This is a genomic window from Streptomyces roseicoloratus (assembly GCF_004117935.1).
In the GTDB taxonomy this organism is placed as follows: domain Bacteria; phylum Actinomycetota; class Actinomycetes; order Streptomycetales; family Streptomycetaceae; genus Streptomyces; species Streptomyces roseicoloratus.
In genome coordinates this window covers 1-15,514 of sequence record NZ_SDOY01000108.1, presented here as the reverse complement: position 1 = coordinate 15,514, position 15,514 = coordinate 1, and the positions used below count along the sequence as shown (strand labels likewise).

Here is a 15,514-nt window from a genome sequence, read left to right as displayed (position 1 = left end):
CGGTGCTGTACGCTCCCTGGATTCCACGATCTTGGGGGGAAAGCGTGTTCACGTCCTCGATACGAGGTGTCGCCGTCGCCGTCGCGGCACTGGCCGCGTTCGGCGTCTCCTGCGGCGCGACCCCGTCGGACGACAGCCGTGCGGGCGGTACCACGAGTTCCGCCGCCGGTGCGGCGAGCGGAGCGCCGGCGAGTGGATCCACCGCACCGGAGGCTCCGGAGGCCACGGAGGCCACGCAGGCCCCGGAGACCGCTCCGCCCGAGTTGGTCCGTGACGCGTTCGCGGGCCTTCAGGCCACGCTGAACGACAGCTGCACGCCGGGCAACTGCGCGTACTTCCTGGGACGCGTCTACGACGAACTCCACCGCCTGGACCGGGCGATGAAGGCGGACGCCAAGGGGCCGGGCCACTTCCCGGAGCCGATCGCGCTGATCGCGGAGCTCGACGCGAAGCTCGGCGGCGACCGGTCCTTCGAGAACCTGAAGCGGCACCAGAAGCAGCTGATCGGCACGCGCGACAAGATCAACACCTGGATGCAGGGCCACCCGGACGACTACCGCTGACGCGGACGCGGGAGACTGCCGCTGACGCGAGACGACTGCCTCTGACGCGAGGCGACTACCGTGTTGACGCGGGCGCGGGCGCGGGCGCGAACGGAAGCGGGGGCACGGACGCGCCCCGGGCCGCCTCGGCGGCGGCCCGCCCCTTCGCCGGTCCCGTGCGAGGCGCGTGCCCCTCGCGTCAGGCGCCCGCTCCCGCCCCGGCCGTCGCCGGCGACGCGTCCGGCGCGGGTGCCGCGTCCGGGGCCGTGCCGAAGAGCTCGGCGAACCGGCCGATGAAAAGGTCCGCGCCCTTGTACAGGGCGACCGTCTCGGCCGGCAGGATCTGCGGCCCCTCGGGCGACGGCACCTGGCCCACGCCGCCCGTGGGGCCGAGCGGCAGCAGCACCGAGGGCACGGGGGACGGCCGGTAGACGGCGGTGGGCCGCTCGCCGCGCAGGGCCGACGCGATGTTGCGGGCCACGACCTCGGCGTGCTGCATCGCGTAACCGGCCATCTTCGCCTCGGCGAGGTCGGTGACGTCGCCGACCGCGTAGACCCGCTCCTGGCCCTCGACGCGCAGGTGCTCGTCGACCCGGACGCGGCCCTGCGGCGTGCGGGCGGCGGCGAGTTCGCCGCTCAGGAAGTCGCTCCGGACGTGGACGCCGTGGGCGCGGAACCAGATGTCGGCGGTGAGTCCGGCGCCGTCGGTGGTGGTCACCGTGAAGGTCTTCGCCCGGCCCGGCTCGGCGGGCGGCTCCTCGGCGAGCGTGGTGCCGAGGCGCAGCTCCACGCCGAGCGCGGCGAGCTGGGACAGCAGGTCGGCGCGCAGCTCCGGCGCGAAGGCGGGCAGCAGCTCGGGGGCCGGGTCGACGAGGATCACCTGCTTCTCGGGCCAGACCGACGTGATCTCTCCGGCGAGCTCCAGACCGACGGGTCCGGCACCCGTGACGAGGACGCGCCGGGCCGAGGCCGGCTCCTCGTGCGTCGCGCGGAGCGCCGCGAGCGCCTCGGCGGCGGAGTCGAGACCGGACTTGGCCGGCCGCGGGTAGGCGGAACCGGTCGCGATGACGACGTGATCGGCGTCCACGCGGGCACCGGAGGCCAGGGTGACGCCGTGGGCGTCGACGGAGGCGGCCCGCTCGCGCACCACGCGGCCGCGCTCGAGGAGCCGGTCGCAGGGGAAGAAGACGTTCGGCGCCCACTCGGGCCGGACCAGGGCCCGCAGCGAGCCGGCCGCGTGCTCGAAGGCGTCCTTCGGTTCGATGAGCACGACCTCGGCGCCGGTCTCCGCGTCGAGTGCCTTGGCGACGGCCGCGCCGCCGTAGCCGCCACCGATGACCGCGATGATTTCAGACACGGGGATACTCCCTCGAAAGATGGAAGAGCTTCTAGTTCGTGTCACGAACATTAGTAGTTCGCGTCGCGAACTGTAAAGTGATGGCCTGTTGGCGGCGGCCGAAAATTGCATACCGGGGGGAGGGAGGCGTCTGTCGCGCGGGCGACCGCCGCGTCGCCGATGCCGACGCCGCCGCAGCGGACTGCCGGGTGCGAAGGCCCCGTTGAGTACCCGTCATACCTGCGAGCTACCCCGGAGGTTGGCTCTCCGGCGGGACGCCGACCACACGGCGCGCTTCATAGCGTCCGCAGCGTAGGAAAGCCCCGGTACGGAAGGAACCCGCCCATGGCGTCCCCCGCTCGCCCGCCACGGACGAACCGCGCCCCTCGCGCCGCCCGCCTCCGCCGCGCACTGCTCGCCGCACTCGTCACCGCGGCCGTCGCCCTGCCCCTCGCGGGAGCCGCCAGGCCCGGTGAAGTGCCCGCTCCCGAGCCCGGGGCGACCCTCCCGTTGACCACCACCGAACCGGCGGCGCTGGCCGCACAGCTCGACGCGCGGTACGCCCGGCAGCGGACCGCGCTCCGCGCCGCCGCGCACACCGCCGAGACCCACGGCGCCCACGACCGGGCCGCCTCGCTCCGGGCGATGGCCGCACCGGACCGCAGCTTCCTCACGTTCGACGGGCGGGACGGCGGACGCGGCGCGGAGACCGTCGGCGACCTCGCCCGCGCCGAGCGGATCGCGGTCCTCGTCCCCGGCGCCGACACCGGCCTCGACCACTACGGCCGCTTCCGCGCCGGAGCGCTGGCCCTCCAGGCCGAGCTCCGCCGCGCGCCGGACTCCCGTACGGCCGTGCTCGCCTGGCTCGGCTACCGGACGCCCGGCACCGGCAGCGCCGCCTCCCTCACACCCGGCCGCGCCGACCAGGCCGCACCCGCGCTCCGCTCCTTCGTCGACGAGATCCACCGGATCAGGCCGCAGGCCCGCATCACCCTGCTCTGCCACTCCTACGGCTCCGTCGTCTGCGCCCGCGCCGCCGCCGGGACGGCCGCCGACGCGATCGTCCTCTACGGCAGCCCCGGCACCGGCTCCGACCACGTCACCGAGCTGCACACCCGCGCCGTCGTCTGGGCCGGACGCTCCGGCGGCGACTGGATCGCCGAGGTGCCGCACGTCCGCGTCCCGCTGCTCCCCGGCACCGAACTCGGCTTCGGCACCGACCCGATGGACCCGGCCTTCGGCGCCCGTCGCTTCGCCACCGGCGACGGCGGCCACAGCGACTACCTCGCCCCCGGATCCGTACCGCTGAAGAACCTCGCCCACATCGTCGCCGGACAGGAGCCCGCCGATGCGTGAGTTCGTCCGCCGCGTCACCGACGCCACCCCGCCCGGCCGGGACCGGGCCCTCGACGCCCTGCGCGCCCTCGCGATCCTGGGCGTGGTCCTCGGCCACTGGCTCGTCACCGCCCTGGTCGCCGACAGCGGCACCCTGCGCGTCGAGAGCCCGCTCGGCCACCTGCCCGAACTCACCCCGGTGTCCTGGGCGTTCCAGACCCTCGCCGTCTTCTTCTTCGTCGGCGGACATGTCGCCGCCCGCGGTCACGCGGCCGCCCGCGCCCGCGGCGAGAGCAACAGCCGGTGGATCGCAGCCCGGCTCGGCCGGTTCTTCCGGCCCGTCGTCCCGCTGCTCGCGGTCTGGGCGGTCGCGAGCACCGTCATGCTCGGCTCCGGCGTGCCCTGGCAGACGCTGCACACGCTCGGGAAGCTCGTGCTGTCACCGCTGTGGTTCCTGCTCGTCCTCGCCGCCCTCACCGCGGCCACCCCGCTCGTCGCCCGCGTCCACCCGCTGTGGCCGCTCGCCGTCGTCCTCCACGTCGACGTCATCCGCTTCGGCCTCGACGGACCCGACCCGCTCGGCTGGCTCAACCTGCCGGCCGGCTGGCTCGTGCCGTACTGCCTCGGCGCCCTGCTCGCCCGCCGCCCGCCGCTCGCCCCGGCCACCGCCTGGACCCTGCTGCTCGGCGGCGCCGCCACGACGGCCCTCCTGGTCGCATTCGCCGGATACCCCGGCTCGATGGTCGGCGTGCCCGGAGCCCCGGTCTCCAACCTCAACCCGCCCACGCTCGCCGCCGTCACCTTCGGCCTCGCCCAGTGCGGAGCGGCCGTCCTGCTGCTCGGCCCCCTGCGCCGCGCCCTGCGCCGACCCGTCGCCTGGGCGGCCGTCGCCGCGCTCAACCTCGGCGCCATGACGGTCTTCCTGTGGCACCAGACCGCGATGATCGCCGTCACCGCCGGCGGACTGCTCACCGCCGACCGACTCGGCCACCCGCCGCTCACCGGACTGCACACCGTCCCCGACGGCCACGACTGGGTCCTCGCCCGGCTCGGCTGGCTGCCGCTCTTCGCCGCCGCGCTGCTCGTCTGCGCGGCCGCCTTCCACACCTACGAACGCACCACCCGCACGGCCCGCACCCTCAGTGGGCGGCCCGGAACCCACAGGGAGACCCGACATGCCTAGGCTGTGGTCCCAGGACGACACCAGCGGGGGGAACGCAGTGGTCAGAGACACGGCGCGATGGGAGAGCGCGCTGCGCGCCGCACCCGGCGTCATACGCGCCGACCTACGGCCCGGGCGCCGCGACCCGCTGCCCCGCCACCGCCACCTCGGGCGGCTCGCCCACGGGCACATCGTGCTGTTCTGCGTCCTCATGGGCATCTGGGACCAGAACCACTACGAGAGCGTCATGCAGCCCGCCACCGGCGCCGTCTCCCTGCTCGTCGTCCTCCAGAGCGCCGCCCCCGTCCTCGCGCTCAGCCGGCCCGCCGCCGCCCTGTGGGTCTCCACGGCGGCACTCACCCTCACCGCCGCGCTGACCTCGGCGGTCTTCGGCGGCGCATGGCCGTGGAGCGTCCCGGCCATCGCCCTGCACACCCTGGTGCTGCTCCTGCTCTCCCTGCGGGTGCGCCCCACCGCGGCCGCCGCCGCGTTCGGGATCTCCGTGCTCACGGGCATCGGCGCGGCCTTCCCGCACCCCGTCCCCGGACCGGTCACCCTCCTCCAGGGCGCCCTCGCCTTCGCCGTCGCGACCGTCATCGGCTGCTCGCTGCGCGCCGCCCGCGTCTCGCGCACCCGCCTCGTCGAGCAGGAGGAGCTGACCGCCGAGGAACGCGCCCGGCGCGCCCTCCTGGAGGAACGCGGCCGGATCGCGCGCGAACTCCACGACGTCGTCGCCCACCACATGTCCGTCATCTCCATCCAGGCCCAGGTCGCCCCGCACCTGGTCGCCGACCCGTCGCCCGAGCTGCGCGAGAACCTGGCCGGCATCCGGCAGAACGCCGTCGACGCGCTCACCGAACTCCGCCGCGTCCTCGGCGTGCTGCGCGGCGACGGCGCCGACGAGCACGGCACGGACGGCCGCGCCGCCGGCGCACGGCACGCCCCGCAGCCCACCCTGGAGCGGCTCGGCGACCTCCTCGCGAACGTCCGCGCCGCCGGCCTCGACGTCACCGCCGAGTCACGCGGCGAGCCCCGGCCGCTCTCCCCGGGCACCGAACTCTCCGCGTACCGCATCGTGCAGGAGGCCCTGAGCAACGCCATGCGCCACGCGCCCGGCGCCCGGGCCACGGTGCGCACCCACTACCACCGCGACGGACTCACCGTACGGATCACCAACACCGCCCCGGCCCGCCCGGCCGGCACCGGCCCCCGCACCGAACCCGGCCACGGACTGCTCGGCATGCGCGAACGCACCGCCATGCTCGGCGGCGAACTCGCCGCGGGACCCGTGCCCGGCGGCGGGTGGGAGGTCACCGCCACCCTGCCCGCACCCCTCGACCCCAAGGACGGTTCATGACCCACGACGGCACCGGCGACATCAGGGTGCTCATCGCCGACGACCAGATGATGGTCCGGCAGGGCTTCACGGTCCTGCTGAACGCCGAACCCGGCATCCGGGTCGTCGGCCAGGCCGTCGACGGGGCCGACGCCGTCGCCAAGGTCGCCGAACTCGCGCCCGACGTCGTCCTCATGGACATCCGCATGCCCGGCACGGACGGCATCGAGGCCACCCGCCTCCTCACCGCGCCCGCCGACGCCAGGGTCAAGGTCCTCGTCCTCACCACCTTCGACCTCGACGAGTACGTCTACGAGGCGCTGCGCGCCGGCGCCTCCGGCTTCCTCCTCAAGGACGCGTCCGCCGAGGAACTCGCCGACGCGGTAAGGGTGGTGGCCCGCGGCGACGGGCTGCTCGCACCGCACGTCACCAAGCGGCTGATCGCCGAGTTCTCCCGGCTGAGCGACGCCCCGCGCGCCCCGCTGATGGACCGCCTCGGCACCCTGACCGAACGCGAGACCGAGGTGCTCACGCTCATCGCGCACGGCCTGTCCAACGCGGAGATCGCCGCCCGGCTGGTGGTCGCCGAGCAGACCGTGAAGACGTACGTGGGCCGGATCCTCGCCAAACTGTCGCTGCGCGACCGCACCCAGGCCGCGGTCCACGCGTACGAGACGGGTCTGGTCCGCCCCGGCGGACGCTGACGGCCAGGGCGGACGAACGGGCCGGCCCCCTGCCGCCGCGGCGGCAGAGGGCCGGCCCGTGAACCCACGACGGGGTCAGGCGTCGGACACCGGACGTCAGGCGGCCGGCGGGACCCGCGACGGGCGGCCGGCGCCCCGCGTCAGCACGTAGCCGCCGATGCCCGCGAGCGCGGCGAGCACGCCGCCGGCGGCGGTCCACAGCCAGCGGTCGGACCACCAGCCGGAGGACCAGCCGTCCTCGGGCGCCAGGGCCTCCACCGTCTCCGGCGTCGTCGCCCCGGGCACCAGCGGCACGGCGAGCGCGCCGTCCGTCGCGTACGCCCCGCCGGTGTCACGGGAGGCCACCCCGACGCGCACCGAGAACGGCTGGCCCGAGTCCTCCTCGGGCAGCGCGGTCGCGGTCAGCCGGACGAAGTAGCTGCCCGGCAGCGGGTCCTGGGACCAGGTGTCCGCCGACGCCCGCACCGGCCGCAGGGTGCAGGCGAGTTCCACGGTCGCGACCTCCCTGGCCGCGACCCGGGACTGCATGCCGTACATGCACGGCTGACGCCTGCGCAGCCCGTCGTACACGTCGATCCGCCAGGTCGACGAGCCGTGCCGCAGCGCGGTCTCGGGAAGCGTGACGGTCGCGGTGACGGTCGGTCGCCCGCCGGCGTCGGCGGGGAAGACCCAGTACAGGTAGTCGCCCGTGGACGCCTGCGCGGTGGCCTGCTGCTCCTGCCGGAAGAAGGCGGCGGTACGGAAGGAGGTGCCGGCCTCGGTCGGCCCGGCCTGCGCCGCGGCGTCGCCGCTCGCGCTGCCGCTCGGGGCGGGCGTCGCCGTGTCGGCGAGTCCGGTCGTGGCGGCCGGGCCCAGCAGCGCGGCGCCCGCGAGCGCGACGGCGGTGAGAAGTCTGCGTACGGTACGCATCAGTGGGTCCTCCAGACGGCGATGCGCCAGCGGGACAGCCAGCCCCAGACGAGGCCGCCGAGGAACCCGGCGAGCGCCAGGGCGCCGAGCAGCCACCAGCCGCGGCCGAGGCCGAAGGAGGCGACGTCGGAGGCGGAGCCGGGGCCGTCGACGACGTCGATCGCGAGCTCGACGGGCATACCGGGCGTGGTCTTCACCGACGGGGGAGCGGAGAAGGAGTTGCTGACCTGGAGACAGACGGGCTCGGCGGCGGGCTTCGTGTCGTCGTCCATCGCCTCCTCGTCGTCCTTCTTCGGGTAGCGCAGTCCGGTCGAGATGACGTCGGTGCGCCCGTCGCCCGCCTCGGAGCCGCGCACGATCTCGCGCCCGTGCAGGGTCACCGCGCGCAGCAGCACGCCGTAGTCGTCGTTGACGGCGCGGTCGGCGGAGACGCTGACCGAGGCGCGCAGTTCCTGGCCGGGCAGCACGTCGACCCGGTACCAGCGGTGGGTGCCGATGACCTGCCGGTCGGCGTACAGGCCGGGCTTGAGGACCGGCGCGTCGGCGCAGCGCTCGGCCCCGTCGGTGGCGACCGGCGTGACGACCGGGTCGGCGGCACGGTCGACGAGCTGCCGCACGCGCCCGGACAGCTCCTTGGTGCGGTGCACCGAGGTGTAGGTGCCGCCGGTGGCCTCGGCGATGCACATCAGCTGGCGGCGGGTCTTGGCGTCGGGGACGAGCCCGAGGGTGTCGATGACCAGATGGATGCCCTTGGCCGCTATGTCGCGGGCGACCTCGCACGGATCGAGCGGGGCGCAGGTGTCCTCCCCGTCCGTGATGAGCACGATCCGCTTGGTGGCGTCGCCGCCCTCGAGGTCCTCGGCGGCGCCGAGCAGCGCCGGGCCGATGGGCGTCCAACCGGTGGGGGCGAGGGTGGCCACGGCGGTCTTGGCCTCGGTCCGGTCGAGCGGGCCGACCGGGTAGAGCGGGCGGGTGTCCTGGCAGCCGCGCTTGCGGTCCTGGCCCGGGTAGTCCGCGCCGAGGGTGCGGATGCCCAGCCGCACCTCCTGCGGGACGGCGTCCAGGACCTCGTTGAAGGCCTGCTTGGCCGCGGACATGCGGGACTGGCCGTCGATGTCGCGGGCCCGCATGGAGCCGCTGACGTCGAGCACCAGCTCGACCTTGGGCGGCTCCTTGGCGGAGTCCGTGGCGGCGGGTCCGCTGTCGGCGGTGGCGGTGGTGGTGGCCGGGAGGAGCCCGACGGTCAGCGCGGCGAGCAGCGCGCAGGCACCGGTCGCCAGCCGTTTTCTCGTGATCATCGGAGGATCGTAGGGATGATCGTCCGAAGAACCAAAACGGGGTGGAGGCCGGGCGGGAGCCGTGGAGGGAAGGGGTGCTGACCGGAGGTCGGGGACGGCTGTCGAGGAAGCCGGTCAGGGGCCCGTCCCACCGCTGCGAGCCAGTGGACTCCTGCCCTCGTCCGGAGGGCGTGACGGGCATCCCGCTCCCCGGAAACGGGGTTGCGCGTGGTGGCACACCGAGAGGTGAGCGACGCCGTGACCACCCATGCCGCGACGGGGTCGGCGCGGGCGCGGAGACAACGGGTCAGTCGTCCGCCGCCAGGCGCCGTACCTCCGTCAGGGCCTCGCTCACCGCCGCCGGGATGTCCGTCACCGGGAAGCGGGCGTGCCGCACCGTGCCGTCGCGGTCGAGCACCAGCACGGCCCGTTTCAGGCGCAGGAGTTGTCCCGCGCGGAAGGTGGGCAGGCGCAGAGCGGCGGCGAGGCGGAGGTCGACGTCGGAGAGGAGGGTGAAGGGGATGTCCTCCTCGGTCGCGAACACGCGCTGCTCGTCCGGGCGTTGGGTGCTGACGCCGCGCACCTCCGCGCCCGCGGCGCGGAAGTCCTCGTAGGCGTCCCGGAAGAGCCGGTTCTCCAGCGTGCAGCCGACCGTGCCGGGGATGCGTGACCAGCCTTCCGGCAGGGGGCCGGGGCTCCCGGTCGCCGGATAGCAGAACAGGACGGTGGCCGTCGCGTCGGCCACCGGGTCGACCGGCGCGCCGTCGCGGTGACCGGGCAGGCGCAGGCGCGGCAGGCGCCGGCCCGCGAGGTCGGCGACGCGCTGTGCCTCCGTGCCCGCCTCGTCGGCGGTGCCGGTGAGAGAACCGTCTCCGAGGAGCCAGCGATCGGCCCAGTCCTGCATCGACAGCAGGACCGGCAGCAGCCCCTGGCCGCTCTCGGTCAGCCGGTACTCGTACCGCGTCGGCCGCTCCTGGTACGGGACCTTCTCCAGCACCCCCGTCTCCACGAGGTGTGTCAGGCGCTCGGTGAGCACCTTCCGGGAGATGCCCAGCTCCTCCTGGAGCGCGTCGAACCTGTGGTGCCCCCGGGCGGTCTCCCGGATCAGGAGCAGGCTCCACCAGTCGCCGACCACCGCGGCGGCCTGCGCGATCGCACAGGCGGCGTCCCGCTCGGGAATCGACCTCATCGCTCCGTCTCCCCTTCCGCGCGCACGGCGGCCGTCCGTCGGGACCCATCTTGCGCCATCAGGTCGGTTCCGTATAGAAACTCACTCGCAACGAGTGAGTTCCCAAAAGAGACTAACAATCCGGGGTGGGCGCGCATGAGCGGAACACAGGCGATACAGCGGCACGAACGACGCGACGACGAACGGGAGACCTCGTCGCCGGGCGTCTTCTGGCGCTTCTGGGCCGCCGCCACCGTCAGCGGAGCGGGCACCGCCGTCACCGCCCTCGCCCTGCCGCTCGTCGCCCTCACCGTCCTGGACGCCACCGCTTTCCAGGTCGCCCTGCTCGCCGCCGCCGGCCAGGTCTCCTGGCTGCTGCTCAGCCTCCCGGCGGGCGTCCTCGCACAGCGCGTGCCGCTGCGCGGACTCCAGGTCACGCTCGACCTCGTACGGTTCGCGGCGCTCGGCTCGCTGCCGCTCGCCTGGTGGATCGGCACCCTCACCTATCCGCACCTGCTGTGCGCGGCGCTCGTCACCGGCGCGGCGACCGTGCTGTTCGACATCGGCAACTCGACCTTCCTGCCCGCCGTCGTCCCGGCCCGGCAGCTCGCCGCCCGCAACAGCGTCATGTCCGGCACGTACGCCGTCACCGACACCGGCGGCCCCTCCCTCGGCGGCGTCCTGATCGGGGCGACGGGCCCGGTCGGCGCGCTCGTCGTGGACGCCTTCAGCTACCTGGCCTCCGCCGTGCTCCTGCGCACCCTCCCCGAGACCCGCCCCGCGCCCCGCACCGGCGAGAGCGCGCTCCGGCTGATGCGCGAGGGCTGGCGGTACGTCACCCGGCACCCGGTCATGCGCCCCTGCATGATCTGGGCGACCGCCGCCAACTTCCTCAACGCGGCCCTCCTCGCCCTCACCCCCGTCTACCTGGTCCGTGAGGCCGGTCTCGATTCCGTACAGCTCGGTCTCGTCCTCGCCATGGACGGGGTCGGCGCGCTCGTCGGCGCCGCCGTCGCGGTCCGCGTGACCACGCGCCTCGGCACCGCGCGGGGCGTCATCGTCGCCGATCTGGCCGGCGGCGCGCTGCTCCTGCTCGCCCCGCTGACCACGTCGGCGGGGGACGCGTACTGGTTCGCCCTGGGGCACGCCGGCTTCGCCTTCGGCAGCGTCATCGGATCGATCACCACCCGCACCTACCGGCAGACGCAGTCGCCCCCGGAACTGCTGTCCCGCGTGATGGCCACGGTCCGCTTCGTCTCCTGGGGCGCGCTGCCGCTCGGCGCGCTCACCGCCGGCCTCCTCGCCACCTGGGCGGGCGCCCACGCCGCGCTCTGGACCGTCTGCGCGGCCGCCCTCCTGCCCGCGCTCTACCTCTTCTCCACCGGCGTGGGCCGCCACCGCGACCTCGCCTGAGGCCCGGACGCCCTGAGGCCCGGACGCCCTGATGCCTGACGCCGCGGCGCCAGGCGCCAGGCGCCAGGCGTCAGGGCGCCACGACACAGTTCAGCGGTGCTCGGGGTTCTCGAAGTCGAACCGGCAGCCGGCGTCCCACTCGGAGCGCTGGTTTCCGTGGGCGGGGATGCCGCCGGAGTCCTTGAGCATCCTCGCCAGGTGGAGCTGGTTCCAGGTCATGAAGGTCGTGTTGCGGTTCGTGAAGTCGTTGTCCGGCCCGCCGGAGCCGGGGTCGAGGTACGACGGGCCCGGGCCGGCCTCGCCGACCCAGCCCGCGTCCGCCTGCGGCGGAATGACGTATCCGAGGTGCTGGAGGCTGTACAGGACGTTCATCGCGCAGTGCTTGGCGCCGTCCTCGTTGCCGGTGATCAGGCAGCCGCCCACACGGCCGTAGTAGGCGTACTGGCCGGCCTCGTTGAGGATCGACGAGCAGGCGTAGAGCCGCTCGACGACCTGCTTCATGACCGAGGAGTTGTCGCCCAGCCATACGGGCCCGGCCAGCGTGAGGATGTCGGCGGCCATGACCTTCGAGTAGACGACCGGCCACTCGTCGGTCTCCCAGCCGTGCTCCGTCATGTCCGGCCAGACACCGGTCGCGATGTCGATGTCCACCGCCCTGAGCACGTCGACCCGGACGCCCTGGCGCTCCATGATGCCGGTGCTGATGTCGATCAGACCCTGGGTGTGACTCCGTTCCGGCGACCGCTTGAGGGTGCAGTTGATCACCAGGGCGCTGAGATCGTCGTACCGGTACGCGGTCGGGTCCATCGGCCGGCTCCTCGAAGGCGTGGGGGACCGTGACCCACCCAGCGTGTGCGCCGCGCGCCCGACGGGCCACCGCGACGGGCCCGAACGCGTGAGCGGCGGGTCCGAACGCGGTGAGGGCGGGCCGGGGCGAGGGCTCGGGGCGCGGTGAGGTCCGGCCGGGGCGGAGGGCTCGGGGCGAGTGCGGGGCCGGCCGGGGCGGCGCGGGTGGCTTCGGGCGGGCGGAGGCAACGCGGAGGGCCGATCCGACGTCTGGCAAGCGGAGAACGAACTGGGCGGACCGACCCCCAGCGTGTGAAGGGACCTGCTTGTGCTCATAGGACTGCTGACCGCCGTCGCCGCCTCGATCTGTTACGGCACGGGATCCGTCCTGCAGGCCGTCGGCTCCCGCAGGTCCGCCCGGCGCGAGGCCGCCGCGGCGGGCCAGACCACCCAGCACGGCGGGCCGAGCCTGTCGTCGACCGCGAAAGCCGCGATGACCTGGGAGTTCATCGTCGGCACGATCCTGGACTTCGTCGGCTTCGGCCTCGGCGCGCTCGCCGCCCGCCTGCTGCCCCTGTTCCTCTCCCAGACCGTGATCAGCGCCAACCTGGTCATCACGGCCGTCCTCAGCGTGCGGATGCTCGGCATCCGGCTGACCCGCGCGGAGTGGACCTCGATCGGCGTGGTCTGCTCGGCCCTCGTGCTGCTGGCGAGCGCCGCCGGTCCGGAGGGCAGCGGACACACCCCGATCGCGACGCACTGGTGGCTGCTCGCGGTGTCCCTGGTGCTGATGGTCGGCGGCACGGTCCTCGTACGGGTGCTCGGCGCCCGGGCGGCGATCCTCGCGGGCCTCCTGTCAGGTCTCGGCTTCGGCGCGCTCGGTGTCGGCGTGCGGATCCTGAACGGCATCGACCCCTTCGACCCGGCCGCGCTCCTGACGGACCCGGCGCTGTACGCGATCCTCGTCGCCGGCGTCGGCGGAATGTACCTCCACACGATCGCGCTGCAGATCGGCTCGGTGAACGGGGCGACGGCGGCGCTCGTGGTCGGCGAGACCGTGCTGCCCGGGATGATCGGCGTGTGGTGGCTCGGCGACGCCTCCCGCCCCGGTTTCGCCTGGCTGGCCGTCCTCGGCTTCGTCCTGGCGGTGACGGGCGCCGTCGCGGTGGCGTGGTTCGGCGCGCCGGAGAGCCACGGGGCGGAGCCCACGAGCCTGCCGGAGCCGGAGCCGAAGCCGGAGCGCGGGAGCCTGGCGGAGCCGGAGCCGGAGCGCGTTCCGTAGCCAGCCCGCACGCGTTCCTCGGACAGGCGGGCGTGGCAGCCGGCAGGGGAAGGGGGAAGCGGCGGGGAAGGGGCGCGCCCGCCCACGTGCCGTCGACGGGCCCGAACGGCAGGTGAGGCGTCGACGAGCCCGAACGGCAGGTGAGCCGTCGGCGAGGGCGGACGGCACGCGCTCCGGCCTCGCGCGCGCGACTCCCGGAACCTCGCCGCGCGACACCTCCTACCCCACACGGGCCGTCGCTGTCAGTCCGTAAGGTTCCGGGTTCTCCGCCGGGGAGCCGCGTCGCTACCTTCCGAACCGGCCGTCCCACGGCGCCGGGACCGGTCTCGCCACGCGTCTTCCCTGGAGGTCACGTTGACCGCGCACCACCCCTCCCGCAGGAACATCCTCAAGTCCGCCGGCGGGCTCAGCGCCGCCCTGGCGCTGGGCGCCGGCGGCGTGCTCGCGGCGGCGCCGACGGCCGCGGCGGCCGGCGACGGCTTCGGCCTGCACATCGTCGACCGCAACGAGAACGACCCCCGGATGTGGTACTACCGCTTCCGGACCGACGCCATCGGCTGGGACCCCGGTGTCAACGTGCTGCTGCCCGACGACTACCACTGGAGCGGACGCACCTACCCCGTGCTCTACCTCCTCCACGGCGGACTCGAGGACTTCATCACCTTCGACGCCCACCACGACATCCGGGGCCTGACCGCGGGCAAGCGCCTCATCGTCGTGATGCCCGACGGCGGACGCGCCGGCTGGTACTCCAACCCCGTCAGCTCCAACGCCGGCCCCCGCAACTGGGAGCACTTCCACATGGCGCAGCTGCTGCCGTGGGTCGAGGCCAACTTCCGTACGTACGCCGAGTACGACGGCCGAGCCGTCTCCGGGTTCTCCATGGGCGGCTTCGGCGCGCTGAAGTACGCGGCCAAGTACTACGGCCACTTCGCCTCCGTCAGCGCCCACTCCGGCCCCGCCAGCCTGCGCGGCGCCAACGGCGCGGTCACCCACTGGGCCAACCTGTCCTCGGCCGCCGTGGAACTCAACGGCGGCAGCGTCTACGGCATGCCGTTCTGGGACGAGGCCCGGGTCAGCGCCGACAACCCGATCCAGCGCATCGAGAGCTACCGGCACAAGCGGGTCTTCCTCGTCGCCGGCACCAGCCCCGAGGACATCCAGGGCTACGCCAACGAGAGCGTGGTCCTCGAGACGCAGCGCGAGTTCAAGGCAAACCTCGACCGCGTGGGCATCCCGCACGACTCGCACGAGGTGTCCGGCGGCCACTACGTGCGCCGGGACCTGCTGGAGCGGGACATCAACGGCGTCGTCGCCCGCCTGCGCAAGGCGTGACGGGAGGACGTCGCGTGCCTCTCCGTCTTCCCCGACGCGCGCTGCGCGTCCTGCTCGCCGCCACCGCGGCCCTGGCGCCGGGACTCCTCGCGTCCCCGGCCGACGCCCTGACACCCCTCCGGCCGCCCGCGCGGGTCCTCGGCTCCGCCGTCGCGTGCCCGGCCGCGGGTCCCGTCACCCAGCACTACCACAGCGGTCACAACGGCGTGGACATCGGCGGCGCGCACGGGGCGCCGATCCACGCCGTGGGCGACGGCGAGGTCACCATCTCCGGATACGAGCCCGGCTACGGCCAGTGGATCCGCATCCAGCACCCCGACGGCAGGATCTCCGAGTACGGCCACATGGTCAGGCGCGACGTGTTCGTGGGCGACCACGTCGTCGCCGGTCAGCAGATCGCCCTGATCGGCTCCGAGGGCAACTCGACGGGCCCCCACCTCCACCTGCGGATCTGGGGCGACCCGTCCGCCACGTACGGCATCGACCCCGAGCCGTACCTCGCCGAGGGCGGCGTGGTGCTGCCCTGCGTGCCCGGCAGCGGCCCCCGGCCCGCACCGCTGACGCATCCCGTCGAATCCGGCCGCGTCGTGTCGGCGAAGTCGGCCGACGGACGGCTCGAAGTGTTCGCGGCGGGGGCCGACGGCGTGCACCACGCCTGGCAGACGAGCAAGAACGGCGCCTGGTCGGAGTGGGAGTCCCTGGGCGGACCCGGCGGGGCCGAACTCGCCATCGGGCCCAACGCGGACGGTCGCCTCGAACTGTTCGCGATCAACGGCGACGTCTTCCAGCACCGCTACCAGCTCCAGCCCTCCGGTGCCTGGTCGGGCTGGGAGGCGTTCGGCGGTGGCGGCAAGGACATCGCCGTGGGCGCCAACGGCGACGGCCGGCTCGAGGTCTTCGCCTCGGGTCCGGTCGGCGTCTTCCACCGG

General features: G+C 74.2%; 14 protein-coding genes. 9 read left to right on the top strand and 5 right to left on the bottom strand.

Annotated elements, in window-relative coordinates; all coding sequences use genetic code 11:
- Positions 1 to 44 precede the first annotated feature (44 nt).
- Positions 45 to 563: a hypothetical protein gene (locus ESG85_RS11990; protein WP_128978319.1), complete on the top strand. Its 519-nt coding sequence runs from the start codon at positions 45 to 47 to the stop codon at positions 561 to 563.
- Between the two features lie 178 nt (positions 564 to 741).
- Here the strand turns inward: ESG85_RS11990 and ESG85_RS11985 are convergent, their stop codons facing one another.
- Positions 742 to 1,899 carry an NAD(P)/FAD-dependent oxidoreductase gene (locus ESG85_RS11985; RefSeq protein WP_181019016.1) on the bottom strand — a complete coding sequence of 386 codons (1,158 nt, stop codon included), beginning with the start codon at positions 1,897 to 1,899 and terminating at the stop codon, positions 742 to 744.
- Positions 1,900 to 2,223: 324 nt separating this feature from the next.
- Between ESG85_RS11985 and ESG85_RS11980 the strand changes: the two genes are divergently transcribed.
- From ESG85_RS11980 to ESG85_RS11965, 4 genes are read left to right on the top strand one after another with little or no spacing between them, the layout of a single operon-like run.
- Positions 2,224 to 3,234 (top strand): alpha/beta hydrolase, encoded by a 1,011-nt coding sequence (locus ESG85_RS11980; protein WP_128978315.1) that lies wholly within the window; start codon positions 2,224 to 2,226, stop codon positions 3,232 to 3,234.
- Complete coding sequence (locus ESG85_RS11975; RefSeq protein ID WP_128978313.1) at positions 3,227 to 4,396, top strand: acyltransferase family protein; 1,170 nt, start codon at positions 3,227 to 3,229, stop codon at positions 4,394 to 4,396. The genes ESG85_RS11980 and ESG85_RS11975 overlap by 8 nt, the downstream gene beginning before the upstream one ends.
- On the top strand, positions 4,389 to 5,732 hold the full coding sequence (locus ESG85_RS11970) for a sensor histidine kinase (RefSeq protein ID WP_128978312.1): 1,344 nt from the start codon (positions 4,389 to 4,391) through the stop codon (positions 5,730 to 5,732). The genes ESG85_RS11975 and ESG85_RS11970 overlap by 8 nt, the downstream gene beginning before the upstream one ends.
- A complete protein-coding gene (locus ESG85_RS11965; protein ID WP_128978309.1) occupies positions 5,729 to 6,415 on the top strand; it encodes a response regulator in 687 nt (228 codons plus the stop codon). Before ESG85_RS11970 ends, ESG85_RS11965 begins: the two co-directional genes overlap by 4 nt.
- Before the next feature lie 96 nt (positions 6,416 to 6,511).
- On the opposite strand, the gene ESG85_RS11960 is transcribed toward ESG85_RS11965, so the two are convergent.
- The 3 genes from ESG85_RS11960 to ESG85_RS11950 all read right to left on the bottom strand — a co-directional run bounded on the left by ESG85_RS11960 (position 6,512) and on the right by ESG85_RS11950 (position 9,790).
- Positions 6,512 to 7,324, bottom strand: a complete 813-nt coding sequence (locus tag ESG85_RS11960) for a hypothetical protein (RefSeq protein ID WP_128978307.1) — start codon at positions 7,322 to 7,324, stop codon at positions 6,512 to 6,514.
- Positions 7,324 to 8,622 (bottom strand): VWA domain-containing protein, encoded by a 1,299-nt coding sequence (locus ESG85_RS11955; protein WP_128978305.1) that lies wholly within the window; start codon positions 8,620 to 8,622, stop codon positions 7,324 to 7,326. The genes ESG85_RS11960 and ESG85_RS11955 overlap by 1 nt, the downstream gene beginning before the upstream one ends.
- 286 nt (positions 8,623 to 8,908) lie before the next feature.
- Entirely contained in the window at positions 8,909 to 9,790 is an 882-nt protein-coding gene (locus ESG85_RS11950; RefSeq protein WP_128978303.1) for a winged helix-turn-helix transcriptional regulator, read from the bottom strand.
- Positions 9,791 to 9,925: 135 nt separating this feature from the next.
- Here ESG85_RS11950 and ESG85_RS11945 point away from each other — a divergent pair, with 135 nt between their 5' ends.
- A complete protein-coding gene (locus tag ESG85_RS11945) occupies positions 9,926 to 11,182 on the top strand; it encodes an MFS transporter (RefSeq protein WP_128978301.1) in 1,257 nt (418 codons plus the stop codon).
- 90 nt (positions 11,183 to 11,272) lie between these two features.
- Here ESG85_RS11945 and ESG85_RS11940 read toward each other — a convergent pair whose 3' ends face one another.
- Positions 11,273 to 11,989, bottom strand: coding sequence for a flavodoxin family protein (locus ESG85_RS11940; RefSeq protein WP_128978299.1), 717 nt, complete (start codon positions 11,987 to 11,989; stop codon positions 11,273 to 11,275).
- A 307-nt stretch (positions 11,990 to 12,296) separates the two neighbouring features.
- Between ESG85_RS11940 and ESG85_RS11935 the strand changes: the two genes are divergently transcribed.
- The 3 genes from ESG85_RS11935 to ESG85_RS11925 all read left to right on the top strand — a co-directional run.
- On the top strand, positions 12,297 to 13,250 hold the full coding sequence (locus tag ESG85_RS11935) for a DMT family protein (RefSeq protein ID WP_128978298.1): 954 nt from the start codon (positions 12,297 to 12,299) through the stop codon (positions 13,248 to 13,250).
- 354 nt (positions 13,251 to 13,604) lie between these two features.
- Complete coding sequence (locus ESG85_RS11930) at positions 13,605 to 14,585, top strand: alpha/beta hydrolase-fold protein (RefSeq protein ID WP_128978296.1); 981 nt, start codon at positions 13,605 to 13,607, stop codon at positions 14,583 to 14,585.
- A gap of 14 nt (positions 14,586 to 14,599) precedes the next feature.
- Positions 14,600 to 15,514: peptidoglycan DD-metalloendopeptidase family protein (locus ESG85_RS11925; RefSeq protein WP_164986227.1), on the top strand; the 915-nt coding region annotated here is incomplete at its 3' end.